The sequence below is a fragment of the Streptococcus constellatus subsp. constellatus genome (assembly GCF_023167545.1).
Taxonomy (GTDB): domain Bacteria; phylum Bacillota; class Bacilli; order Lactobacillales; family Streptococcaceae; genus Streptococcus; species Streptococcus constellatus.
Genome location: NZ_AP014647.1, coordinates 1,411,170 through 1,437,037, shown reverse-complemented (window position 1 = coordinate 1,437,037; position 25,868 = coordinate 1,411,170). Strand labels below are relative to the sequence as shown.

The following is a 25,868-nucleotide window of genomic DNA, read 5'->3' as shown; positions in this document are numbered from 1 at the left end:
ATGCTCTTTGATCAAATTGCTAGTAATAAAAGACGAACGTGGGTTCTCTTGATTGCATTTTTTGCTCTCTTAGCGATTATTGGTGCTGCAGTTGGCTATTTGTGGTTCGATTCGATTCTTGGCGGAGTGTTGATTGCCTTTATCATTGGAGGGATTTATGCTTTTAGCATGATTTTTCAGTCTACCGAGGTTGTCATGTCCATGAATGGTGCTCGACAAGTCACGGAAGCTGAGGCTCCTGATCTTTATCATGTGGTAGAAGATATGGCAATGGTAGCCCAAGTTCCTATGCCACGAGTGTATATTGTTGAAGACTCATCACCCAATGCTTTTGCAACAGGCTCAAAACCTGAAAATGCTGCAGTAGCAGCGACAACAGGTCTGTTGAATATGATGAATCGTGAAGAATTAGAAGCTGTTATTGGACACGAAGTGAGTCACATTCGTAATTATGATATTCGAATTTCAACGATTGCAGTAGCGCTTGCTAGTGCGGTAACGATGTTATCAAGCTTGGCAGGGCGTATGATGTGGTTTGGTGGTGGCAGCCGACGTCGAAGCAATGATGATCGTGATAGTGGCGGCGGTTTGGGGGTCATCATGCTGTTGCTATCTTTGATAGTCATTGTTCTTGCTCCTCTAGCGGCAACTTTGGTGCAGTTGGCTATTTCGCGCCAGCGGGAATTTTTAGCTGATGCCTCCAGTGTTGAGCTGACTCGTAATCCTCAAGGTATGATCAATGCCTTGCAAAAGTTAGATGGAAGTGAGCCCATGCATCGCAAGGTTGATGATGCTAGTGCAGCTCTCTATATCAATGACCCTAAAAAGCCAGGTGGTTTGCAAAAACTTTTTCACACTCACCCTCCGATTAGTGAGCGGATTGAACGTTTGAAAAATATGTAAAAATAACGGCTCTTTGTCAACTGTAGTGGGTTAACGAAAAGTCATACCCTGGAGAGAACCGAATTGGTTCTCTCCTTTTTGATATTTAAAGCGATGAGGATTCTAGTTTTAAAGTTGTCAAAGTTCCGAAAGCCGAAAGCATTTCGCTTGATGACTTTGAAGAGGTTGTTAGTGGCCTCTAGCTTTGCATTTGAGTAAGGGAGTCCAAGAGCGTTGATAATTTTATCTTTGTCCTTGAGAAAGGTTTTAAAAACAGTCTGAAAGATAGGATTTATACAAGAAATTGTTTCTCCAATGAGTCCAAAGAAATGTTCAGCTTGTTTCTCTTGAAAATGAAAAAGTAAGAGTTGGTAGAGTTCATAGTGTTCTCTGAGTTCTTGAGAGTATGCAAGGAGTTTTTCCAGAATCTCTTTGTTGGTCAAATGCATACGAAAAGTCGGACGATAAAAGCGTTTATGACTTAGTTTTCGACTGTCTTGTTGAATGAGTTTCCAGTAACGTTTCAGTGCCTTATATTCGTGCGATTTTCGATCTGATTGCTTCATGATTTGGATGCGAAGACGACTCCTAGCACGGCTAAGATGTTGTACCATGTGAAAACGATCGAGGACAATTTTAGCAGAAGGAAAGAGTTTCTTAGCGATGTCGTAGTAGGGGCTAAACATGTCCATGGTAATGACTTTAACGCCGTTTCGGACCTGTCTGGAATAGCGCAGAAAGTGATTACGAATGGTTGCTTGCGTTCGTCCATCTAGGATAGTTATGACCTGTCTTGAGTCGAAATCCTGTGCAATGAAGCTCATCTAGCCTTTCTTGAAACTGTACTCATCCCAACTCATATGTGCTGGCAGGCAGTTGAGATTCGCCTTAAACTCGAATTCTTTTAGTTTGCGAATGACGGTTGACGTGGAAACTGCTAAGCTTTCAGCGATGGCCGTCATAGAAAGCCTCTCCATCAGTTTTTGAGCGATTTTCTGCTTGACGATGGTTGCGATTTGGTGGTTCTTCTTGACTAAGGGAGTCTCAGCGACAGCTACTTTCCGACAGACTTTACAGCGGAAACGGCGTTTTCTCACTCGAATCATAGTCTTGTATCCCGCACACTCTAAATAGGGGATTTTCGATTCTTTTTGAAAGTCATATTTAGCCATTTGTCCTTGGCAGTGAGGGCCTTTAGGCGCAGGATAATCTAGCTTAGCGATGATTTCTTTATGTGTACCAGCATCTAGAACATCCAAAATAGTGATGTTAGGGTCTTTAATTCCGAGTAAGTTTGTGATAAAATTTAATTGTTCCATAAGATTCTTTCTAATGATGGTTTGGTCGCTTTTCATTATAGGTCTTATGGGACTTTTTTTCTACAATAAAATAGGCTCCATAATTCCTAAAGTGATTTTACCCACTACAGAAATTATAGAGCCAAAATAACTCTCCCAATGACATAACTGGGAGAGTTTTCTTATCTGTTTTTCCAAGCAAGTCCAAGGGCGAGTACTCCTAGTAGAGTAAAGACAGTCCAACAAATAGTCATATTCCAAACAGCAAGAGCTGTAAAAAGAGTAGTTCCGACAGGAAGGGAGAGACTAAAGAGAAGGGATAAAAAAGAGCTGGTCTGTGCGAGAACATCAGAAGGAAGGCTGTTGAGAAGAAGAGCATTGAGTTTGGGATTGACCTTCGCTGCCAGATACATGAGGAACATGGTAGAAAGAAGAGTAATTAGTTGAGAACCAAAAAATATTTGATTTAATCCAATAAGAACAATGGGAAGGATTGCCCATAAAACAATTTGGGCGACGGAGAGTTTAGCAAAGTAGTCTCTGGGAGTGAGACTTCCGAGAACCATACCTGCCATGACTACTACTTGAATGAGAAATAGTGATTGACTGAAAGTGAAATTCCAGAAAGGACGATTTAAAAGGCTGAGGTTAAAGATGGCATTTAAGCTGCCACCCAAGGCATTAATAATGGCAATGCTGGCTAGGAGCAGTATAAAATTGCTTTTTTCTTCTTTTTGGAAAATTTCTTCGCCCAATTTAAAAATTTCTTTAGCTTGAGTAAGGAAAGAAGTCTTTTTCTCTAATTTTTTGACAGTGACAGGTGCATGAGTTAGCTGTTTGCGGTAGAAATAGAGGACAGTTGAAGAAAGCAGGAAAGCTAGGGCATTGATAGAGGCAACGAAAAAGAAATTTTGATTGCTAATGGCGAGTAGCCATACTCCCAGAGCTTGCCCCGAAATAGAACAAATAATGGAGAGAAATTGGGTGAAACTATAAGCTTCCATGCGGTCTTCTTCAGGAATATTTTTCTGGAAAATAGGCATTTGCAAACCGCCACGATAGTCACTGAGAATATCTGAGATGATGTTAATCAAGCAAACAAAGGAAAAAGCGATTAGACTTTTTTGATAAGTCAGCATTGCAACAAGGACGAACAATATTGCTTGAATGTAGCCTGTGGCAATCAGCCAGTACCCTTTTTCGTGCGTTTGGTCAGCCCGTTTACCGACATAAACAGTAAAGAGGATAGGGGCAAGTAAGATAATATTGGCAGTTCCCACTGCGAATTTAGCGTGGGGCAGACTTGCTGCAAAAACTACAAAAACGAGATTGTAGATAGAGGCTCCTAAGTAGTTGAAAAAGCGAGAAAGAGCTATGACACGAAAAAGTGAATTTTTAATCAGTAGTTTCATCTGCTTTATCTCCTGAATATTTTTTGACAAGTTGTTTAGCGAGGCTAGGACTTTTGAGTTGAAACCTTTTACCCTGTGTGACAAATTCCCAAACCTGACGAATATCACTCTTTATGGTTCGCTTAACAATTCGACTTTCACTTGATGTGAGAGTAATTCTTTTCTTTTCAATGTATATATTCATAAATTGTTCTCCTAAAAGCTTTATTGCCACCATTATAGCGGGGTATAACAGGGTTTTCAAGGTCTTTTAGCCAAGTGGTGTCAAAGGGAAAGTGACTGGTAGAAAACGGCAGGGTAAGTTGCAAAGAAAGGCGCACAAACAGAAAGAAAATGCTATAATGGTTTAAGGAATATTGGAGGAAAAGTATATGCTAAATATTCATGAAATTCGTAAGAACCCCGATGGACTAGACTTTGAAGTGAATTTTGACTTAGTTGCTGATTTAAAAGGGCGTAACCCTGAAATTTTGGGCATCCGCGATGTGCTTGCAAGAGGCAAGGCTCAGTATGAGGACGGTCTTTACTTTTTAGACTATGATTTGTCCTACACGATTACTCTGGCGTCCAGCCGCAGCATGGAGCCTGTTGAGCGCAAGGAAACTTACTTGGTCAATGAGATTTTCATGGAAAATCATGGCGAGAAGATCAGCCAAGACTTGATTGATGATGACCTCGTTTTGGGGCTTGAGGGCGATGAGATTGATCTGGTAGAAAGTGTAGCGGATAATATCTTGCTCAATATCCCGCTTAAGGTCTTGACGGCTGAGGAAGAAGCAGGGCAGGATTTTCCAGTGGGACAAGACTGGCAGGTCATGACCGAGGAAGAATACCGCCGCCAGCAAGAAGAGCAAAAAGCAAGCAAGAGCCCTTTTGCTAGCCTGAAGAACCTGTTTGATGAAGAAAATTGAGTTAATAATCCAGATAGAAGAAGGGAGTGGGACAGAACTCAAAATTAAAAATTTTAAGTTCGTAGTCCCACCCCCGCAAAGATGATTAGGAACTCTTGCGAGCTTGAACAGCGAAGAAAGAGTCCAATCAGCTACTGCGTCATTTGTTTATCACGAAACTCTTTCAGAAGTTGGAAACTTTTGTCCCAGCCTCAATATTTTTAAATGTTAGGATTTATTCTTTTGACGTGGATATCTCTTGGAAAATTGAAAGTAACTAAGAATAATTATAACAATAACTGAATGATACCACTGATAATTCCTAAGCAGCCTAATCCAATGCAAATCCATCCAATTGTTCGCTTTTTGGAAGACGAGTTGTTTTTTGAAAATAAAAACATGCCTATTCCTACTACTAAGATGATAAATCCAAAAATCATATTGATTTGCAAACCGTTTTTACCAAAAATGCTTTCAAGCACAGTATTAACTGTATTATCTAAGGTCCGTTCCATTATTCTACCTCCATATGGTTTATTTTTTTAGTAAGCAACAATGACACACCAATTCCACCCAAAACAGTAAGGCACATTAAGATAAGAGCGGCTACATCATTTTTATTGCTATTTCCTATAAAACTAAACAGGATATTACACAATAAAGAGGAAAGAAAGACAGCCGACAAAATGGTAGTTGGTATAGATTTTTTCGAAAAACCAATACCTACAGCTATAATTCCAGTTGATGCTGCTATCATGGACATGATGATTGTTATTTTGATTGCTCTCATCATAAGAGAGACAGTCCATGTGCCTTCAACCAAAGGACTAATGGACTCTGTGATGCCAAATATGCCAAAGGCTAGCACATTACAAGATACCATTGCCATGAGCGTAAAAAGAAAGACAACCATTAATTTTGAACATAATATTTTATCTCTTCTGATAGGGTAGGAAAATAATAAAATAGCTCGTTTATCTTTGTATTCATCAATGATAAACCGTGTACACATGGTGGCAGAGAGTGTTGCGAAGACAGCCATACTTAGTGTTGAAAATAAGGAAATAATTTTAGGATATCCTGCAAATATTTGTAGATCTGGGTCTGGATTTATTTGAGGGGCATATGCAAACAAGTAAATAAAGCCAAGCATTACAATAAAGGTAACGCTACTTGCAATTACATATGTTTTGATATTATTTCTTTTTAATTCTAATTTTATCAATTTAAACAATTTTTTCACCCCCACTCATGATATTGAAGAAATAGTCTTCCAGTCCATTTGGGAATTGATTTTCTATTGCAGACAAGCTAACTTCCTCTACAACGGTGCCATTCACAATGACACCGATAGTATCTGCAATATGTTCTATTTCACTTAATATATGGCTAGATACTAGAATGGTCATACCTTGTTCATTCTTTAGTTGCAAGAATAATTCTCGCATTTCTCTGATTCCCATAGGATCCAGACCATTTATTGGTTCGTCTAAGATGAGTAGTTCTGGTTCATGGACAATGGCTCGCGCGATTGCTAAACGTTGTCGCATGCCCAAAGAAAATTTAGATACTGGCAAGGTTCCAGTGTTATTTAGCCCAACCTTTTGCAAAGCAGAGACACAATCTTTACCTTCTTTTCCCATATAGGAGAGATGGATTTGTAAATTTTCCTCGGCTGATAAATGTTCATAAAATACAGGCGTTTCAATTAAGGTGCCTATTTCTGATAGGATTTCATTTCGCTGTTTTCCAATATCTAATCCCAAGATTTGTATCTTGCCCATTGTTGGTATGAGTAGCCCGGACAGTAGTTTAAATACAGTTGTTTTTCCAGCTCCATTTGCTCCTAGAAATCCGTAGATACTTCCTTTTTCTACGTGAATATTGCAAGCTCTGATAACCTCTTTTTTATCAAAGGTTTTGGTTAGATTGTCTGTTTCGACTGCTAAATTATGTTTCATTGTTACCCTCCTTAAAATATAATCTGTGCAATAAGTTCATGAATTTTTCAATGAGCGTATCATTCAATACATCAATGCCTAGAGAAGCCATTAGGGTTTGTAAGAAATTTAATCGTGTTAATAGCTTCTCTTCATCACAAGTAAATACCGCAGGGTCACACCACACATTTAATAATAGCAAAAAGATTTCTGCGCATTCATCAGGATATTTTGTAACAATAGATCCATCATCAATCCCTTTTTGAATAATTTTAGAAAGAAAAGGAGCATCGTTATTTACACAATCTTTCATGTAGGATATAACAAATTCTGCACTTTTCATTTTTGGAACCATGGCATCATCTAAATAATGAATTTCTTGATTTTCAATAGTCTTTTCTAAAATAAGTGACAATTGTTCTTTTCCGCTCAGAGAGCTTGTTTGGGATAGTAAGAGCTTCATTGTCTCTTTTGTAGCTTCAGTTTGCCTTTTTGTTACAGCATTTATAACATCATCTTTCGATTTGAAATGATGATAAATGGCACCTTTTGACACATTTGCTGCTTCTGCAATATCTCGCATACTGGTTTTATCAAAACCTTTTTCTAAAAATAATTTGGTTGAAACAGTTAAAATGGTTTCGATAGTAACCTTTGAATCATACTTTTTTTGCATATTATTTACCTTCTTTTTTAAAATACATACCGGCTGGTCGGTTTTTATTGTATAACAAAAGGTCTTTTTTGTCAAGCAGTGAAAAATATTTTGTTCACCTAGTTGCAGTTTCGCTCTTTTTATAATTCATATCATGGCAAAGTACTTTCAATTATGCTTGCAAAATGTTACAATAAGACTAGTAACTATGAATAGGAGTAAGACATGACAAAAGCAAACTTTGGCGTTGTAGGTATGGCCGTTATGGGTCGTAACCTTGCCCTTAATATTGAGTCTCGTGGCTATACAGTAGCAATTTACAACCGGTCAGCGAATAAAACAGAGGATGTGATTGCATCTTATCCTGAAAAAAACTTTGTTCCAAGTTACGATGTGGAAAGTTTTGTGAATTCTATTGAAAAACCACGTCGGATCATGCTCATGGTTAAAGCTGGGCCAGGGACAGACGCAACGATTCAGGCATTGTTACCGTTTCTTGATAAGGGAGATATCTTGATTGACGGTGGAAATACGTTCTATAAAGATACTATTCGTCGTTCAGAAGAATTGGCAAATTCTGGAATCAATTTTATCGGGACAGGTGTATCTGGTGGTGAAAAAGGTGCGCTTGAAGGTCCATCTATCATGCCTGGTGGACAAAAAGAAGCCTATGAATTAGTAGCAGATGTATTGGAAGAAATTTCAGCGAAAGCGCCAGAGGATGGGGCACCATGTGTAACTTATATCGGACCAAATGGTGCAGGTCATTATGTAAAAATGGTCCACAATGGGATTGAGTATGGCGATATGCAACTGATTGCAGAAAGTTATGATTTAATGCAGCACTTGCTTGGATTTTCAGCAGCAGAAATGGCTGAAATCTTTACTGAATGGAATAAGGGTGAGTTGGATAGCTATCTGATTGAAATCACTGCTGATATTTTGACACGTAAAGATGATGAAGGACAAGATGGACCAATCGTTGATCACATTTTGGATGCAGCTGGAAATAAAGGAACGGGTAAATGGACGAGCCAATCAGCTCTTGATTTTGGTGTTCCACTTCCACTTATTACGGAGTCTGTTTTTGCACGTTATATTTCTGCTTATAAAGAAGAACGTGTTCAAGCTAGCAAAGTTCTTCCAAAACCTACTGCTATTAAATTTGATGGGGATAAGGCTGAATTAATTGAAAAAATTCGCCAAGCTCTATACTTCTCGAAAATCATGTCTTATGCACAAGGTTTTTCACAATTGCGTGTTGCATCTAAAGAGCAGGCTTGGAATCTTCCATTTGGTGAAATTGCTTCTATTTGGCGTGCTGGATGTATCATCCGTGCTCGTTTCTTACAAAAAATTACAGATGCATATGGCCGTAATGCAGATCTTGCAAACTTACTTCTTGATGAATACTTTATGGATGTTACTGCAAAATATCAACAAGCTGTTCGCGATGTAGTTGCTTTAGCTGTTCAGGCGGGTGTGCCAGTGCCAACTTTCTCTAGTGCGATTGCTTATTTTGATAGCTATCGTGCAGAAAACTTGCCAGCCAATTTGATTCAAGCGCAGCGCGATTACTTTGGGGCGCATACGTATGAACGCAAGGATAAAGAAGGCATTTACCACTATTCTTGGTATGATGAAAAATAGGATAAGCTATGGGGAAGCGGATTTTATTAGTTGAGAATGAAAAAAAATTAGCACAATTTATTTGCTTAGAGTTGCAAAATGAAGGTTATCGAGTGGATCTTCTTGAAACGGGAAAAGATGCTTTAGCATCTGCGAGAGCTAATCAATACGATTTATTCCTGTTGAATTTTATGCTTGAAGATATGACAGGAACGGAGTTTGCTGAGCAATTAAGTTTGATAAAGCCTGCTTCAGTCATTATTGTATTGGATAATCGTGATATTATTTTAAAATATACTGAGGAAATCCAACGTTTTGCTGTTAGTTATATGATAGAGCCTTTCATTGCGATGGACTTGGTCGAAAAAATTTCTGCTATTTTTCGTGGGCGTGATTTTATTGATCATCATTGTAGTCAGATGAAAGTTTCAACATCTTATCGGAATCTTCGCATTGACGTGCAAAATCATACTGTATATCGAGGGAATGAAATAATTTCCTTGACTAGAAGAGAGTATGATTTGTTAGCAACGCTGATGGGCAGTCATCAGGCTTTAAGCCGTGAACAGCTGTTAGAGCGCGTTTGGAAATACGAAGGAGCAGTTGAAACAAATGTTGTTGATGTCTATATTCGTTATCTTCGTAGTAAACTTGATATAGCAGGGCAGAAAAGTTACATAAAAACCGTGCGTGGTGTTGGCTATGCTATGCAAGAATAAACGTGAAGTGCAGGAAATATCGTTTTTCTGCACTTTTCTAATGGGGATGTTTTTTAATCTGTTATACTTTGCAAGTAAAAAATAGGGAAAGTTTTTAAAATATTATATAAAAACGCTTTACAAAATAGAAATATATGATATAATTAAAGAGTCAAATAAATGCAAACGTTTGCGGAAAGCGCTTGCGGAAAATTTTATAAGGAGATATGAATGATGAAAGAGACATTCAAAAACATATTCAGTTTCGAATTTTGGCAAAAATTCGGAAAAGCTCTGATGGTCGTTATCGCAGTAATGCCCGCGGCTGGTTTGATGATCAGTATTGGTAAGTCAATTCCAATGATCAATCCAAACGTAGCTGCTCTTGTTACAACAGGCGGTATTCTTGAGCAAATTGGTTGGGGAGTTATCGGAAACCTTCACATTTTGTTTGCATTAGCTATTGGAGGTAGCTGGGCAAAGGAACGTGCTGGTGGTGCATTTGCGGCCGGACTTTCATTTATTTTAATTAACCGTATTACAGGGGTCTTTTTTGGAGTAACTTCAGACCTTCTTACAAAACAAGGAGCTACTGTAAAAACTGTCTTTGGTGGAACCATTAAGGTGGCTGATTATTTTGTAAGTGTACTTGAAGCTCCTGCTCTTAATATGGGGGTGTTTGTTGGTATCATTGCCGGTTTTGTTGGAGCAACTGCTTACAACAAATATTATAATTACCGTAAATTACCAGATGCGCTTTCATTCTTTAATGGTAAACGGTTTGTGCCATTCGTTGTTATTTTGCGTTCTACAATTGTGGCTTTGATTCTTGCAGTATTTTGGCCAGTTGTTCAAACTGGAATCAACAATTTTGGTATTTGGATTGCTAACTCTCAAAAGACAGCTCCAATTCTCGCACCATTCTTGTTTGGTACTTTAGAACGTCTTCTTTTACCATTTGGACTTCACCATATGTTGACAATTCCAATCAACTATACTCAATTAGGTGGGACATATGAAGTGTTGACAGGGGCTGCTAAAGGAACGACTGTATTTGGTCAAGATCCATTATGGTTGGCTTGGGTAACAGACCTTGTTAATTTAAAAGGTTCACACGCTGACCAATATCAACATCTTCTAAATAGTATTACTCCAGCTCGTTTTAAAGTTGGGCAAATGATTGGTTCATTTGGTATTTTGATGGGGGTTGCCTTTGCAATTTATCGAAATGTAGATGATGATAAGAAACATAAATACAAAGGGATGATGATTGCAACAGGACTTGCAACTTTCTTAACAGGTGTTACAGAACCAATTGAATACATGTTTATGTTTGTTGCAACACCTCTTTATTTGGTGTATGCTGTTGTGCAAGGGTTAGCCTTTGCTATGGCAGATATTGTTCACTTGCGTATGCACTCATTTGGTTCAATCGAATTTCTGACTCGTACTCCACTAGCCATCAATGCTGGTTTGGGTATGGATATTATTAATTTTGTTTGGGTAACAGTGCTCTTTGCAGTTGGAATGTATTTTATTGCCAACTTCATGATTAAGAAATTTAACTACGCAACTCCAGGACGTAACGGAAACTATGAAACAGCTGATGGAGAAGATAGTCCTTCGTCTGCCCCAGCTGGTGGCAAAGTAGCAGAAGCATCTCAAGCTGTGAATATTATCAATCTTCTTGGTGGACGTGCAAACATTGTTGATGTTGACGCATGTATGACACGTCTTCGTGTAACTGTTAAAGATGCAGAAAAAGTTGGTACAGAAGAGCAATGGAAAGCCGAAGGAGCTATGGGCTTGGTGATGAAAGGTCAAGGTGTTCAAGCCATTTATGGTCCGAAAGCGGATGTTTTGAAATCTGACATTCAAGACTTACTTGACTCAGGCGAAGTGATTCCCGAAACTCTTCCGAGCCAAATGACAGCTTCACAAGCTGCCGAAGCGAACTACAAAGGTGTGACAGAAGAAGTTGAGACAGTCGCAGACGGTGAAGTGATTGCGATTACAGATGTCAAAGATCCAGTTTTCTCTCAAAAAATGATGGGTGACGGATTTGCTGTTGAACCTGAAAATGGCAAGATTTACTCACCAGTAGCAGGTACGGTTAGCAGCATTTTCCCTACAAAGCACGCTCTCGGTCTCTTGACTGATAATGGTCTTGAAGTGCTTGTTCATATCGGACTTGATACAGTCAGTCTTGAAGGTAAACCATTTGAAGTGCATGTAGCAGAGGGACAAAAAGTAGCAGCTGGTGATTTGCTTGTAACTGCTGATTTGGAAGCGATCAAAGCAGCAGGTCGTGAGACTTCAACGGTTGTTGTCTTCACAAATGCACAAGCTATTAGATCTGTAACTGTTGAAACATTCGGCAAAGTAGCAGCGAAAACAGTTGTTGCTAAAGTAGAATTGTAGATAGAAAAGAGAAATCATGGCAAAATTCCTGACTTTAAATACTCATAGTTGGATGGAAGATGAGCAAGAAAAAAAGTTAGATCAACTAGCTGAGCGGATTCTTCAAGAAAAATATGATGTCATTTGCCTGCAGGAAGTCAATCAAGAAATGGAGTCTGAACAGGTTGTTCAGGCTCCGTTTTATCATGCGGTAGATGACGCCATTGCGATTCATAAGGATCATTTTGTATATTGTCTCGTGGAGAGATTGGTGGAGAAAGGTCTTATTTATCATTGGTCTTGGGCTTATAATCATATTGGATTTGATCGGTTTCATGAGGGAGTTGCTATTTTATCTTTAAATCCATTGAAAGCAAGTGAGTTGTTGGTTTCTAAGACCAACGATCCAACGGATTATCACACTAGAAAAGTACTTTTGGCGGAAATAGAAGTTGCTGGACGGCTTGTAACAGTGGCTTCCTGTCATCTTTCCTGGTGGAACAAAGGGTTCCAAGAAGAATGGGGACAAGTAGAAAAAGAATTATTGCAGCGCAACATGCCTCTACTATTGATGGGAGATTTTAATAATCCTGTCGGTTATGAGGGCTATCGGTACATTCTGAAAAGTCCACTTGCTTTGCAAGACAGTCATGTTGTTGCTGCCACAGTGCTTGGTACAGCAACAGTTGAAGGTGACATTGCTGGCTGGACTGGAAATAAGGATGCTCTGAAAATTGATTATATCTTTACAAGTAAAGATTTCAACATTGAAAAATCTGCTGTTGTTTTTGACGGCAAAGCAACACCTGTCGTTAGTGACCATTTTGGGTTAGAAGCAGAAGTGACATTTTAACAATCAAAAACGGGAAGTTCAAGATAAAACTTCCCGTTTTTGATTGTCATTCTTTAGAGGTGTGGCGCTTTCCAGCATTGATAGCATCGGCTTCAGTCATGGTGACTACTCTGTCAAACCGTGTATTGCGTGGCATATTATCTTTACTGTACCAATAAACCTCAGCAGTTCCGTTACGAGCTACATAAACGGTTCGTTCCTGCTGTTGAGCTTCTTGTACTGTAGCAGCCTCTTGTTGTTGCTGCGCTTGAGCAGCCGCAGCTTCTTCTTGTTTTCGTTTTTCTTCTGCTTGTCTAGCTATTTCTTGTTCTTTTGCTGCTTTTTCTGCGGTCTCTTTTTCTGCTTTAGCTTTTTCTTCTTGCTCCTTTTTATCTTTTTGTGTAGATGAACTGCTGCTTGATAGGCTAATTTTTGCAGAAGAGGAGGAGCTGGAAATAGTTTTGGTAGCTTCTGTATTCGAAGAGCAGCTAGAAAGGATAATGCAGATTAGCAGGATACAAGAGCAAGCTGTAATTGTTTTCTTTAATATCATCATAATAATCTCCTTTGTACAAAAAAATGATAACATTTGTCGAAAGCATTATATAAAAATTTATCGAAAAAGAGAATAACAGATTGATTGATATTGTCCAATTTTTAGGAATCGACAGACCTGGTTGTACTAAAAATGCTGCCTTTTGTTATTTCTTAAAACATGGTATAATGAAGTATTAAGAATTCAGGAGGGAAGCAGATGCGTTGTCCTAAGTGTGGTGGTAGTAAATCGAGTGTTATTGACAGTCGGCAGGCTGAAGATGGTAATACAATTCGTCGTCGTCGTGAATGTGAAGAGTGTCAATATCGTTTTACAACTTATGAACGTGTAGAAGAACGGACGCTCGTTGTCGTTAAAAAAGATGGCACGCGGGAACAATTTTCAAGAGATAAGATCTTTAATGGAATCATTCGTTCGGCGCAAAAACGTCCTGTTTCTAGTGATGAGATTGAAGCAATTGTTAGCCGAATTGAGCAAAAAGTGCGCAGTAGTAATGAAAATGAGATCGCAAGCGAGTATATCGGTGGTTTGGTTATGGAAGAGTTGGCGGATTTAGATGAAATTACTTATGTTCGTTTTGCTAGTGTTTATCGTAGCTTTAAAGATGTGAGCGAGCTGGAAAACCTCTTGAAACAGATTACAAAAACAGCTAAAAAGAAAAAGGAACAATAGATGAAACCGAATGATCAATTTTCTTTTGTGAAGAATAATCTGATTAGTCAGGATAGCACCAATTTGATTCGTCTGTATTTGCCAATTCTAGGGTTTGATGCGACTTCTATCTATCAATATTTTCTTGCTTTTTGGGACGATGGAAAATCATCTTATACTTTTGGGCACATTTTGAATCATCTCAATCTGGGGATGAATGCCTTGCAAAAAAGTTTAGAAATGTTGTCTGCTATGCAGTTAGTAGAGCTTTATCATGCAGAGAATTATTTTCAGGTCTATTTGCAGCCCACATTAGCGTCTGGTGAGTTTTTAAGCAATCCTGTTTACAAGCGCCTGTTAGAAAAGAAGATTGGTGAAGCTGCGGTAGAGGCTTTGTTGCCTAGTCAACCAAAGGGTGAGAAGCAAGGTGTGAAACTGTCAGAGATTTTTCAAGTGGAAGATGCAAAGACAGAGACGCAATCAAAACAGAATCATTTTGAATTGGATTACTTTAAACAATTGATGGCGCGAGAAAACTTGCGTTTTGAAAACGAAAAAGAAGATTTGCTGGTACTCTTTGCCATTGCAGAGCGACAAAATTGGACTTGGTATGAAACGTATCTGTTGGCAAAAGAAACTGCTGTAGGGCAAGTAATTTCCACGAAGCGGATGCAGCAAAAATTACAGCAAAAGGTTTCAAATGAACTGTTTTCAACTCAAGAGCAAACGATTCTTCGAGAGGCTAAGAGTAAGGCAGCTGTGCAATTTTTGGCGGAAATCAAGAAAACTAAGCATGCAACGATTACACACGGGGAGCGTCAGTGCTTGACAGAAATGGCAAATTTGGGCTTGTTAGATGAAGTAATCAATGTGATTTTACTATTGACTTTTAATAAGGTAAATTCAGCCAACCTTAATGAAAAGTATGCTTTAAAAGTAGCAAATGACTTTTCCTATCAAAAAATCTTTTCAGCTGAAGAAGCTGTGGTGTATATTCGTGAACGTTATCAAGCACAGCATAGCAAAAAAGCAGCAAAAGATTCTGCTCCAAAAAGTAATGTGCCTAGCTGGAGCAATCCTGATTATAAAAACGAAACCAGTGCTGAAAAGCAAGTAGAATTAGAAAAACAAAAACGTAAATTGTTAGCCAAATTAGATCAAGGAGGTGACTAAATGGAACGTGTTGGACAAGCAATGTCACGTAGAAATGGTGCGCAGCAATTTGATTATGATAAATTGGTCGAGCAAATCATGGCTGATCCAGATGTGGCGGCTTTTATCCAGTCAGAAGGGATGACACCAGCTGAAATCAAACGAAGCATTTCTAAGTTTAATCAGTATATTTCTGAGCGAAATCGTTTTTTACTAAGCGATGAGGCTTATATTGCTAAAGGATATAAGCCAATTTTAGTGAAAAATGAGGGATATGCTGATGTTTCTTATGAGGAAACTCCAGAGCTAGTTGAAGCACAGAAGCAAGCGGCTATCAATGCACGTTTAAATTTGATTAGTCTTCCAGCTAGTCTCAAGGAAGCCAGTTTAGCAAAAGTAGACTTAGACGATGTTGGTCGTTACAAGGCTTTTGAGTTGCTGACGAATTTTGTAGCGGATTATCCAAACTACAAAAAAGCCCTTTATCTTTATGGTGATTTTGGCGTAGGAAAAAGTTACATGATGGCTGCGTTGGCACATGATTTATCAGAAAAACGTAGTGTTTCTACGACGTTACTCCATTATCCTAGTTTTGTATTAGATATAAAGAATGCTATTTCTTCTGGTCTGGTTAAGGAAAAGATTGATGAGGTAAAAGTAGCACAAATCTTGATTTTGGATGATATTGGCGCGGAGCAATCAAGTCCTTGGATGCGAGATGAGATTTTGCAGGTTATTTTGCAGCATCGGATGCAGGAAAATTTGCCAACTTTCTTTACATCAAATTTTAATTTTGCGGATTTGGAACGCCATTTTGCTACATCCAAAAACGGAGATGAAACTTGGCAGGCTCGTCGGGTCATGGAAAGAATAAAATTCTTAGCAGAGGAAGTGCGTCTGGAAGGAGAAAATCGCCGGTGAATGAAATAGTTCATTGTTAGATGAGAAGTTACTTTATGTAGATCAGTTGACTAGTGAATAAATAAGAAAGAGGAAAATATGGCTTTACCAACCATTGCCATTGTCGGTCGTCCCAACGTTGGCAAATCAACACTTTTTAATCGGATTGCCGGGGAACGGATTTCTATTGTTGAGGATGTTGAAGGGGTCACTCGTGACCGTATTTACGCGACGGCTGAATGGCTGAATCGCAAGTTTAGCATGATTGATACAGGTGGTATTAATGATGTGGATGCTCCTTTTATGGAGCAAATCAAGCACCAAGCAGAGATTGCTATGGATGAGGCAGATGTTATCGTTTTTGTTGTGTCTGGAAAAGAAGGTATTACAGATGCGGATGAATACGTGGCTCGTATGCTCTACAAGACCCATAAGCCGATTATTCTAGTGGTCAATAAAGTAGATAACCCAGAGATGCGTAATGAAATTTTTGATTTTTATGCGCTGGGCTTAGGCGATCCATTCCCAGTTTCTTCAGTCCACGGGATTGGTACAGGAGATGTTCTTGATGCCATCGTTGAAAATCTTCCAAATGAAGAAGTGGCAGAAAATCCTGATATGATTAAGTTTAGTCTGATTGGCCGTCCTAATGTCGGCAAGTCTAGCTTGATCAACGCGATTTTGGGAGAAGATCGCGTGATTGCTAGTCCTGTAGCTGGAACCACTCGTGATGCTATTGATACGGTCTTTACAGACAACGAGGGACAGGAATTTACCATGATCGACACGGCTGGTATGCGCAAGTCAGGCAAGGTCTATGAAAATACGGAGAAATACTCTGTCATGCGGGCTATGAGGGCCATTGACCGCTCAGATGTCGTTCTGATGGTGCTCAATGCTGAAGAGGGCATTCGCGAGTATGACAAGCGAATCGCCGGTTTTGCTCATGAAGCTGGTAAAGGAATCATTATCGTTGTGAACAAGTGGGATACGCTGGAAAAAGATAACAAGACCATGCAAAATTGGGAAGCAGATATTCGCGACCAATTTCAGTATCTTTCTTATGCACCGATTGTCTTTGTATCAGCTCTTACCAAGCAACGTTTGCATAAGCTTCCAGAGATGATTAAAAATATCAGTCAAAGTCAAAATACCCGCATACCGTCTGCAGTGCTCAATGATGTCATTATGGATGCTATTGCGATCAATCCAACACCAACCGACAAAGGCAAACGGCTGAAAATCTTCTATGCGACACAAGTTGCGACTAAACCACCAACTTTTATCATCTTTGTCAATGAAGAAGAACTCATGCACTTTTCTTACCTTCGTTTCCTAGAAAATCAAATTCGTAAGGCCTTTGTTTTTGAAGGGACACCAATTCATCTTATTGCCAGAAAGCGGAAGTAGGGCGGAGCCAGCTAAACAAGGACTGGCATAAAAATAATAGGAGAAGCACAAGGTGATTAGTTTAATGTACCTATGTGAGAAAGAAATATGAATTGGATGAATGTTTCTAGGGCAGTGCTCATTGGAACTGCAAGTTTAGCTTATGCGAATATTTACTACGATGATAGAAAGTATAAACCATTTGTTTTTCGTTAATGGTTATCACTTTTTAGTCTGATATTTGTAGGAGTTGCACATCTTGACTGCCATAACGTTGGGAACCATTTGACTTATGATAACAAAATTCTCTCTCCCTTTACTGGAGATTTGGCTCTTTTTAGTGTTCCTAGTAACACGCACTAAATGCTATAAAAAGCTCAAAGAAAATATTTTTTAAAAGAAAGCAAGAAAGAGCTTGCTTTTTTCTTTATGCCGAAAATATGATATAATGAACAGATAAAATAAAGGTGGTACTTATGGCAAAATTGATTCCTGGGAAGATTCGGACAGAAGGGACGACTCTTTATGAAGCAGGGAAAATTGAAATTCTTAAAGTGAAAGATCGGATGATTTACAGCCGAGTTGAAAATCACAATCTGCGATATAGCTTGGACGACGAAGCCATTTTTTGTGCCTGTGATTTTTTTCAAAAAAAGAAATATTGTGCTCATCTCGCAGGATTAGAATATTTTCTAAAAAATGACCCCGAAGGAAAAGTTGTTTTGGCCAATCTGGAAGAAGAACAGACAACTTCTGAGGCAACACAAACAAAGGTCTCTTTTGGCAGTCTTTTTTTGGATAAAATTCTTCTAACAGAAGAAATACCTGTTCGATATGAATTATCGGCAGTTGGGCAAGAAGATGATTATACAGGACAATTTCTGTGGACTTTGCGTATCAGTCGTTTACCCGATGAACGCTCTTATGTTGTTCGAGATATTCGTGCTTTTTTAAAAATTGTTGAAAAAGGCGATTATTATCAAATCGGAAAACACTACTATGAAAAAATGCAATTAGCTGCTTTTGACGAAGCCAGCCAAGAGGTGATTCAGTTTTTACGAGGGCTTGTTTCTTATCAGCAAGATCAAGATACTTCTTTTATTTTTCCAAATGCAGCTAGACATCTTTATTTTCCATCTAGTCTGTTTGAGGAAGGCTTGAATCGGCTTATGAATTTGCCGCATTTCCGCTTAGAATACAGTCTTTATGACTATGACGAAGTTTTTTTCCAAGATTTACATGCCGAAGTAGGAATTTATGATTTTACAGTAGAGGAAAATTCAGATTATTTTGAACTCACTATTACAGAGCAAAATTATAAAATTCTATACGGTGGTGACTTTATTTTTTATGGAAATCATTTTTACCAATTAACTGAACAGCAAAAGCGTATGATTCAGGTGATGCGAGAATTGCCTGTGGACACCGATCGTAAAAAACGCCTGCAATTTGATACAAGTGATCAAGCGAAACTGGCTTCAGGATTACTAGAATTTCGCAAAATCGGCTCTATTCATGCACCAGAAAGTCTGGTGATTCATACTTTCACCCCGTTATTTAATTTTGAGTTGTTAGAGTCTAAAGAAATCAGTCTCAAAATTCAGTTTGATTATGGAACTCGTATAGTCGCCAGTCGTTTGGAGTTAGAAAAATTACCATTTGCTAGTGATTTTCAGTTAGAACAAAAAGTTTTTCAACAAACTCTATCTGCTGGTTTTGAAGCAAATTTTGTAAGCAAGCGTCCTCCGCTGCAACCACAAGAGCTTTATTCATTCTTCACATCAACTCTTCCTCGTTTCAAACGATTGGGAAAGGTAATTGTATCAGAAAATTTGGCAGCTTTATACCAAGTTGAAAGACCGACAATTTCGATTCAGACAAATGGTGGTTTGCTAGATATCGGTTTTGACTTTACCAGTATTGACCAGGCGGAAGTGGATGATGCTTTAGCAGCTCTTTTTTCGACTAATGATTATTTCATCAATAAATCTGGCAAGGTGCTCGTTTTTGATGAGGAAACAAAAAGAGTCAGCAAAACCTTACAGGATTTACGAGCTAAAAAAGGAAAAAATGGTATTTTCCAGACGCAGCGGATTGCTGCCTATCAGCTATCTGAATTGTTTAAAAACCAAGAAAAAGTGAACTTTTCAGAAGAGTTTCGCCATTTAGCTTTTGATTTGACGCATCCGGAGGAATTTACACTGCCGCCATTAAAAGTGGAGGCAACTTTGCGTGATTACCAAGAAACTGGTGTCAAGTGGATAAGCATGCTTGACCGTTACGGGTTTGGTGGTATTTTAGCAGATGATATGGGGCTTGGGAAAACACTCCAAACGATAGCCTTTTTAAGTAGTAGGCTAAAAAAGGAAACGAACGTCTTAATTTTGGCGCCATCTAGTTTGATTTACAATTGGCTGGATGAGTTTGCAAAGTTTGCACCAGATATTGATGCGGCAGTCATCTATGGCTTAAAATCAATAAGAGATAACTTAATTGCAGAACGCCATCAGGTGATGATTACAAGTTATGCCTCTTTCCGTCAAGATGTTGAAGAATATAGTCAATTGAACTTTGATTATCTCTTTTTAGATGAAGCACAGGTCATGAAAAATACGCAAACCAAGATTGCTCATCATTTACGAAATTTTGAGGTCAAAAATACTTTTGCTCTTTCTGGAACACCGATTGAAAATAACCTCAGCGAATTATGGTCTATTTTTCAAATTGTTTTGCCAGGATTATTACCTAGCAAAAAGAACTTTTTGAAACTGCCTGCAGAAACTGTTGCTCGTTTTATCAAACCATTTGTCATGCGGCGAAAGAAAGAAGATGTCTTGCAAGAATTGCCAGAACTCATCGAAGTTTCTTATCGCAATGAGCTTGCAGATAGTCAAAAGGCTATCTACCTAGCGCAACTAAAACAAATGCAGGAGCGTGTGCTTACTTCTACAGAGGAAGAACTGAATCGTAGCAAAATGGAAATTTTGTCTGGTTTGATGCGGTTACGTCAAATCTGCGATACTCCCACGCTCTTTATGGAGGACTATCATGGAGAGAGTGGCAAACTAGAAAGCCTGCTAGAACTATTAGAGCAGATTCAGACAGGAAGCCACCGTGTGTTAATCTTTTCTCAATTCCGAGGAATGCTAGACATTATCGAAAAAGAATTGAAAAAGATGAAAATGGAGACATTTAAAATTACAGGTTCTACACCAGCAAAAGAGCGACAAGAAATGACAAATGCTTTTAATAATGGGGAAGGAGACGCCTTTTTAATCTCTTTAAAAGCTGGTGGTGTTGGCTTGAATCTAACTGGTGCTGATACTGTTATCTTAGTAGACCTTTGGTGGAACCCAGCAGTAGAGTCTCAGGCAATTGGTCGAGCTCACCGTATGGGTCAAGAAAGAAATGTAGAAGTATATCGATTGATTACGCGAGGAACGATTGAAGAAAAAATTCAAGAGTTGCAGGAAAGCAAGCGTCATCTCGTATCAACTATCCTAGATGGAACAGAATCCCGTAGTAGCCTAACCGTTGCTGAAATACGAGAAATTCTAGGAATTTCTACAGAAACACTTGAAAAATAGCACCAATAGGTTATAATGAAGTGTTGAAAGGAAATGTGCTCATGAAAGAAAAAACTTTTCCGTTGATTTCTGATGATGAAATCATGTTATCAGAAATGCCGCGTATGAACCTTTACGATGAAAGTGATCTTATCAGCAATATTAATGGTGACTATGTTGATAAAAATTATTTAGAATGGGAACCAATTGTAAAGAAAATTGCAGATAGTCAGGTAAAAGAAGGAAAAGCTTACCAAGCAACTTCAGCTATTCCGTCTGCTGAAGTCGCCAAACCTGCCCCAAAAAGCTATGCAGAATTGGCTAGAGAAGAAGCCAGAGCGGATTTAAAAAAGAAACGCTCAGCAGCTTATTTGACTTCAGACTTTATAACTAAAAAACGCTCCCATCCTGCTGTTAATACTGCTAATACAGCTATTTCACATCAACCAACAGCATTTTTCCAAAAGGAAAATGGTAGTGGGTTATCAAAATATAGTCGAAATTTAAAGCAGGATCATTATATTTTAGCAGATATCAAAGTAAATACCTCTTTGCCGAAGGAATCACCCAAAAAATCTAAAAATAATTATGACTTTTTAAAAACAAGTCAAATTTATAACAAAAAAGAATTGCAAAAGCAAAGAGAGCGTCGGATAGCGCAAGAGCTAAATTTAACACGGTTGGAAGAAAAATAATTGAATGTTGACAAAAAGTAAAGACGTTTTGGTGTGAACGCGATTTCACCTATTTAATGTTCTTTGTATTTAAGGAGAAATTATGACAAAAACCTATCATTTTATCGGGATTAAGGGCTCTGGAATGAGTGCCTTAGCATTGATGCTGCATCAAATGGGACATCAAGTTCAAGGAAGCGATGTTGAAAAATACTATTTCACTCAACGTGGCTTAGAACAAGCAGGAATTAAAATCTTGCCTTTTGACGAAAAAAATCTTCAAGCAGATGTAGAAGTTATTGCAGGAAATGCTTTCCGTCCGGATAATAATCTTGAAATTGCCTACGCCGATGCAAATGGCATTTCTTATAAGCGTTACCATGAATTTCTTGGAATCTTTATGCGTAATTTTGTCAGCATGGGGGTGGCGGGTGCACATGGAAAGACATCAACGACTGGCATGTTAGCACACGTTTTGTCAAATATTACAGATACTAGTTATCTCATCGGTGACGGTACGGGACGTGGCTCTGCAAATGCGAAATATTTTGCGTTTGAAGCAGATGAATATGAGCGTCACTTTATGCCTTATCATCCTGAATATTCGATTATTACGAATATTGACTTTGACCACCCAGATTATTTTACCAGCTTAGAAGATGTTTTCAATGCATTTAATGATTATGCTAAACAAGTTAGCAAAGGGGTGTTTGTTTACGGTGAAGACAAGGAGTTGCGTCGGATTACAGCCAATGCTCCTATTTATTATTATGGTTTTAAGGAAGGAAATGACTTTGTCGCTCATGATTTGCTTCGTTCTACGACGGGTTCCAGCTTTAAAGTTTCTTTCCGCGGAAAAGAATTAGGAGAATTCAAGATTCCTAGCTTTGGTCGCCACAATATTATGAATGCAACAGCTGTTATTGGTTTATTGTATACAGCTGGATTTGATTTGACTTTGGTTCGAGAGCATTTGGCTACTTTTGGTGGTGTGAAACGTCGCTTCACTGAAAAAATGGTGAATGGAACGACAATTATTGATGACTTTGCTCATCACCCTACTGAAATCATTGCAACTTTAGATGCAGCTCGCCAGAAATATCCAAGCAAAGAAATCGTTGCAATTTTCCAACCCCATACCTTTACTAGGACTATCGCACTTTTGGACGAATTTGCAGAAGCTTTGAATCAAGCAGATGCAGTGTATTTAGCACAGATTTATGGTTCTGCACGTGAAGTGGATCATGGAGATGTCAAAGTAGAAGATTTGGCAGCGAAGATCGTGAAAAAAGCAGACATCATTACCGTTGACAATGTTTCTCCCTTACTAGAACATCCAAATGCGGTTTACGTTTTCATGGGGGCTGGTGATATTCAAACCTATGAATATTCTTTTGAACGCTTATTATCCAATTTGACAAGCAATGTCCAGTAATCTAACTCCTCAAGTCACTATTCGAGAAGCTATTTTGGAAGATTTGGAAACAATCAAGGCTATCGAACAGGTGAATTTTTCCACAACAGCGGTTGGTGCAGAAACTATTCAAAAATGGATTGCACATGTTCCAAATACATGCTTAATAGCAGAATTAAATGAAAAAATAGCTGGCTATATTGTCGGGGCAGCCGTTTTTTCATATCGTTTGAAAAATAATACATCAGACAATTTGGAAAAATGGCAACAAGATTCTGATTTTATGACGATTCAACGATTATCAATTCATCCGGATTTTAAAGGACAGGGAATTGGAACTCTGCTACTTGCAGCTTTAAAAGAAAAAGCAGTCGTTCAAAATCGACCAGGGATCAATCTAACTTGTCATGATTATTTGATTTCCTATTATGAAATGAATAATTTTAAGAATGAAGGAATTTCAGATTCCGTTCATGCTGGAGTTGGTTGGTATGATATGGTTTGGGATAATCCGTATTTTAAGGAGTAAAAATGAAGATTAGACAAGCAAATTTAGCAGATTTGGATGCTATTGCGGCTATTGAGTTGGAGAATTTTGGACCAGAGGAAGCCTTAAGTCGAGAGATTTTAGAAATTCATATTCAAAAATTAACAACAAGTTTCTTAGTCGCTGAACGAGGCGGTCAGATGTTAGGCTACCTAGAGGGACCTGTTCGTCCAGAACGCCATCTAGTAGACCAATCCTTTACTTCAGAAGTAAAAGATTATAGTCATTTACCGAATCATTATATTTCGTTGACCAGTTTATCGATTTCTAAAAATGCGCAAAATATGGGACTAGGTCGTAGCTTGTTGGATGCAATGAAAGAGATTGCTATTCGAGACCAGCGCTTGGGAATCAACTTAACTTGTCATGATTATTTAGTCGGATATTATGAAAAGCATGGTTTTATCAATGAGGGCCTGTCTCAATCTACCTATGCAGGTGAACTTTGGTATGATATGGTTTGGGAAACGCCTAGTAATTGAGAGACGTATTGATTATTTCGTAGAAAGCCTGAAAGAAAGGCTTTCTCTTATTGCTTTTCTTTTCCTTTTAAGATATAATAGTAGGGATATTGAACAAGGAGGTCAACTATTTGGCTGAAGATTCACAAGAAAAAGAAGGGTTGAGTTTTAAAGAGCAAATTCTGCGAGACTTAGCTAGAGCAAAGGGGACTGAACAACCTACCCCTGTAGAAAAATCTAATGATTTACACGAAAAGTTGGGGCTAGGCCAATCGACACTTCCTTCTATTCAGGAAGAAGAGGAAACACTTGCTTCTGAAATGGATATACCACAGGTGCAAAAAGAAGAAACTAACGAGCCAGAGCCGGCTCCATTAGAAAGTCCTCTTCCAACCATTGAGCAAATAGAAGCCGAAGCGGCAGCTAGGGAAGAGAAAGAGTTTAATACTCATACAACGAAAGTCCCTGTTTCTTACCCAATCAATAAAGCGGTCGAAGAAATCAAGGTTCCAGAAGAATTGGTTCAGCCTGCAGTTTACGGAACAGAGAAAGAAACAAAGCAACTTTCTCGTTCAAATCGGACTTCTCAGATAGTCACTACTCAGAAGCGTCAAAACAAAATCGCAGGAAAAATTGTTAAAACTGTTTTGATATTACTGCTTTTAGGAATTGGAATAACTGGTTTCTTTGCTTATCGTTATGTTGCGTCGGCACTACAACCAGTTGATGCGAAAAATACCAAGTATGTGACGGTTAAGATTCCGACTGGATCGAGTACCAAAGAAATTGGAACGGTCTTGGAAAAAGCTGGTTTGATCAAAAATGCTCAGATTTTTAGCTATTATGCCAAATTTAACAATTATGCAGATTTCCAATCAGGTTATTACAATCTGCAAAAGAGTATGAATTTGGATGCAATTGCTAAAAAACTACAGCAAGGTGGAACAGATACTCCGCAAGATCCATCAATGGAAAAATTGACGATTCCAGAGGGATATACGATTGAACAAATTGCAAAAATGATTGCGAAGCTGAAGAAAAATAAATTATCTTCAGAAGCTTTCTTAAAGAAAATACAAGATGATAATTTTATCACTCAGGAAGCTGCGAAATATCCGAAATTATTGGAAAGCCTAGCTAAAAAAGAGAGTGGTGTGAAGTATCGCTTAGAGGGCTATCTTTTCCCTGCTACTTACAATGTGACAGATAGTACAACAGCTGAAACTCTCATTGATCAAATGTTAGCTGCAATGGATAAGACTATGTCACGATATTATGATGTTTTAGCAACGAAGAACTTGACGGTGCACGATGTTTTAACAATTGCATCCTTGGTTGAAAAAGAAGGTTCAACGGATCAAGATCGGAAAAATATTGCAAGTGTTTTTTACAACCGTTTGAATCAAAATATGCCTTTACAAAGCAATATTGCAATTCTGTATGCTCAAGGAAAACTTGGACAAAAAACGACCTTATCGGAAGACGCTGCAATTGATACGAATATTGATTCGCCTTACAACGTCTATAAAAACACTGGTTTAATGCCTGGCCCTGTAGATAATCCGAGTCTCTCTACTATTGAAGCGACGGTTAATCCAGTTAAAACTGATTATCTATACTTCGTAGCTAATACAGAAACAGGAAAAGTTTATTTCGCAACTACCTATGCAGAACATGAGAAAAATGTTCAGGAGCATGTCAATAGTAAATTGACAAAGCCAAGTAGTTCGAATTAAAAGGAGTAGGGCAAAATCGGTACTTCGTAGAACTTGATTTGATTCTCCTTTAGCGCAATGAAAATTATGTCTGAAATAGAGTGCAATAAGCATATTTTAGACTGGATGGAGATTGTGCCTTGCAAAGGAATCACACACGATATTAGAAAGTTGGGACATTATTGTCCCAATCTCTTTGTTTAAAAA

Annotated in this window: 23 protein-coding genes and 1 pseudogene; 16 read left to right on the top strand and 8 right to left on the bottom strand. The window is 38.4% G+C overall.

Features of this window, described 5'->3' with window-relative positions:
• Entirely contained in the window at positions 1-903 is a 903-nt protein-coding gene (gene htpX, locus SCSC_RS07015; protein WP_006270462.1) for a zinc metalloprotease HtpX, read from the top strand.
• Positions 904-944: 41 nt separating this feature from the next.
• Here htpX and SCSC_RS07010 read toward each other — a convergent pair.
• The 3 genes and pseudogenes from SCSC_RS07010 to SCSC_RS07000 all read right to left on the bottom strand — a co-directional run bounded on the left by SCSC_RS07010 (position 945) and on the right by SCSC_RS07000 (position 3,776).
• Positions 945-2,201: pseudogene (locus SCSC_RS07010) on the bottom strand (ISL3 family transposase).
• A 161-nt stretch (positions 2,202-2,362) separates the two neighbouring features.
• Positions 2,363-3,592, bottom strand: coding sequence for an MFS transporter (locus tag SCSC_RS07005; RefSeq protein WP_003029922.1), 1,230 nt, complete (start codon positions 3,590-3,592; stop codon positions 2,363-2,365).
• The gene (locus SCSC_RS07000; protein WP_006270459.1) at positions 3,576-3,776 is read right to left on the bottom strand and encodes a hypothetical protein; all 201 of its coding nucleotides are present in this window, start codon (positions 3,774-3,776) and stop codon (positions 3,576-3,578) included. The genes SCSC_RS07005 and SCSC_RS07000 overlap by 17 nt, the downstream gene beginning before the upstream one ends.
• A 187-nt stretch (positions 3,777-3,963) precedes the next feature.
• On the opposite strand from SCSC_RS07000, the gene SCSC_RS06995 reads away from it, so the two are divergent.
• On the top strand, positions 3,964-4,503 hold the full coding sequence (locus tag SCSC_RS06995; protein ID WP_006270463.1) for a DUF177 domain-containing protein: 540 nt from the start codon (positions 3,964-3,966) through the stop codon (positions 4,501-4,503).
• Positions 4,504-4,769: 266 nt separating this feature from the next.
• Here the strand turns inward: SCSC_RS06995 and SCSC_RS06990 are convergent, their stop codons facing one another.
• From SCSC_RS06990 to SCSC_RS06975, 4 genes are read right to left on the bottom strand one after another with little or no spacing between them, the layout of a single operon-like run.
• On the bottom strand, positions 4,770-4,997 hold the full coding sequence (locus SCSC_RS06990; RefSeq protein WP_003029926.1) for a hypothetical protein: 228 nt from the start codon (positions 4,995-4,997) through the stop codon (positions 4,770-4,772).
• The gene (locus tag SCSC_RS06985) at positions 4,997-5,725 is read right to left on the bottom strand and encodes an ABC transporter permease (RefSeq protein ID WP_006269451.1); all 729 of its coding nucleotides are present in this window, start codon (positions 5,723-5,725) and stop codon (positions 4,997-4,999) included. Before SCSC_RS06985 ends, SCSC_RS06990 begins: the two co-directional genes overlap by 1 nt.
• Positions 5,709-6,443, bottom strand: coding sequence for an ABC transporter ATP-binding protein (locus tag SCSC_RS06980; RefSeq protein WP_003029928.1), 735 nt, complete (start codon positions 6,441-6,443; stop codon positions 5,709-5,711). The genes SCSC_RS06985 and SCSC_RS06980 overlap by 17 nt, the downstream gene beginning before the upstream one ends.
• Positions 6,433-7,098, bottom strand: a complete 666-nt coding sequence (locus tag SCSC_RS06975; RefSeq protein WP_006269469.1) for a TetR/AcrR family transcriptional regulator — start codon at positions 7,096-7,098, stop codon at positions 6,433-6,435. Before SCSC_RS06975 ends, SCSC_RS06980 begins: the two co-directional genes overlap by 11 nt.
• A 204-nt stretch (positions 7,099-7,302) precedes the next feature.
• Between SCSC_RS06975 and gndA the strand changes: the two genes are divergently transcribed.
• From gndA to SCSC_RS06955, 4 genes are all read left to right on the top strand, one after another.
• Positions 7,303-8,727: an NADP-dependent phosphogluconate dehydrogenase gene (gndA, locus tag SCSC_RS06970; RefSeq protein ID WP_006269467.1), complete on the top strand. Its 1,425-nt coding sequence runs from the start codon at positions 7,303-7,305 to the stop codon at positions 8,725-8,727.
• 8 nt (positions 8,728-8,735) lie between these two features.
• Complete coding sequence (locus tag SCSC_RS06965) at positions 8,736-9,425, top strand: response regulator transcription factor (RefSeq protein ID WP_006269448.1); 690 nt, start codon at positions 8,736-8,738, stop codon at positions 9,423-9,425.
• 210 nt (positions 9,426-9,635) lie between these two features.
• Positions 9,636-11,825: a PTS transporter subunit IIBC gene (locus tag SCSC_RS06960; RefSeq protein ID WP_037565534.1), complete on the top strand. Its 2,190-nt coding sequence runs from the start codon at positions 9,636-9,638 to the stop codon at positions 11,823-11,825.
• Positions 11,826-11,841: 16 nt separating this feature from the next.
• Complete coding sequence (locus SCSC_RS06955) at positions 11,842-12,657, top strand: endonuclease/exonuclease/phosphatase family protein (protein WP_006269465.1); 816 nt, start codon at positions 11,842-11,844, stop codon at positions 12,655-12,657.
• Between the two features lie 46 nt (positions 12,658-12,703).
• Here SCSC_RS06955 and SCSC_RS06950 read toward each other — a convergent pair whose 3' ends face one another.
• Positions 12,704-13,192: a hypothetical protein gene (locus SCSC_RS06950; RefSeq protein WP_006269443.1), complete on the bottom strand. Its 489-nt coding sequence runs from the start codon at positions 13,190-13,192 to the stop codon at positions 12,704-12,706.
• 198 nt (positions 13,193-13,390) lie between these two features.
• Between SCSC_RS06950 and nrdR the strand changes: the two genes are divergently transcribed.
• From nrdR to mltG, 10 genes are all read left to right on the top strand, one after another.
• On the top strand, positions 13,391-13,864 hold the full coding sequence (gene nrdR / locus SCSC_RS06945; RefSeq protein WP_006269445.1) for a transcriptional regulator NrdR: 474 nt from the start codon (positions 13,391-13,393) through the stop codon (positions 13,862-13,864).
• On the top strand, positions 13,865-15,016 hold the full coding sequence (locus SCSC_RS06940) for a DnaD domain protein (protein ID WP_006269461.1): 1,152 nt from the start codon (positions 13,865-13,867) through the stop codon (positions 15,014-15,016).
• Positions 15,017-15,916, top strand: coding sequence for a primosomal protein DnaI (gene dnaI, locus SCSC_RS06935; protein WP_006269440.1), 900 nt, complete (start codon positions 15,017-15,019; stop codon positions 15,914-15,916).
• A gap of 78 nt (positions 15,917-15,994) precedes the next feature.
• Positions 15,995-17,305: a ribosome biogenesis GTPase Der gene (der, locus tag SCSC_RS06930; protein ID WP_006269446.1), complete on the top strand. Its 1,311-nt coding sequence runs from the start codon at positions 15,995-15,997 to the stop codon at positions 17,303-17,305.
• Between the two features lie 455 nt (positions 17,306-17,760).
• On the top strand, positions 17,761-20,871 hold the full coding sequence (locus SCSC_RS06925; protein WP_006269466.1) for a pilus expression-regulating Snf2 family helicase: 3,111 nt from the start codon (positions 17,761-17,763) through the stop codon (positions 20,869-20,871).
• A 41-nt stretch (positions 20,872-20,912) separates the two neighbouring features.
• On the top strand, positions 20,913-21,545 hold the full coding sequence (gene zapJ, locus SCSC_RS06920) for a divisome accessory protein ZapJ (RefSeq protein WP_006269471.1): 633 nt from the start codon (positions 20,913-20,915) through the stop codon (positions 21,543-21,545).
• 82 nt (positions 21,546-21,627) lie between these two features.
• Positions 21,628-22,959 (top strand): UDP-N-acetylmuramate--L-alanine ligase, encoded by a 1,332-nt coding sequence (gene murC, locus SCSC_RS06915; RefSeq protein WP_006269441.1) that lies wholly within the window; start codon positions 21,628-21,630, stop codon positions 22,957-22,959.
• The gene (locus SCSC_RS06910; protein WP_006269453.1) at positions 22,949-23,467 is read left to right on the top strand and encodes a GNAT family N-acetyltransferase; all 519 of its coding nucleotides are present in this window, start codon (positions 22,949-22,951) and stop codon (positions 23,465-23,467) included. The genes murC and SCSC_RS06910 overlap by 11 nt, the downstream gene beginning before the upstream one ends.
• Before the next feature lie 2 nt (positions 23,468-23,469).
• The gene (locus tag SCSC_RS06905; protein ID WP_006269460.1) at positions 23,470-23,967 is read left to right on the top strand and encodes a GNAT family N-acetyltransferase; all 498 of its coding nucleotides are present in this window, start codon (positions 23,470-23,472) and stop codon (positions 23,965-23,967) included.
• 110 nt (positions 23,968-24,077) lie between these two features.
• A complete protein-coding gene (gene mltG, locus SCSC_RS06900; RefSeq protein ID WP_006269457.1) occupies positions 24,078-25,682 on the top strand; it encodes an endolytic transglycosylase MltG in 1,605 nt (534 codons plus the stop codon).
• Positions 25,683-25,868: the final 186 nt, after the last annotated feature.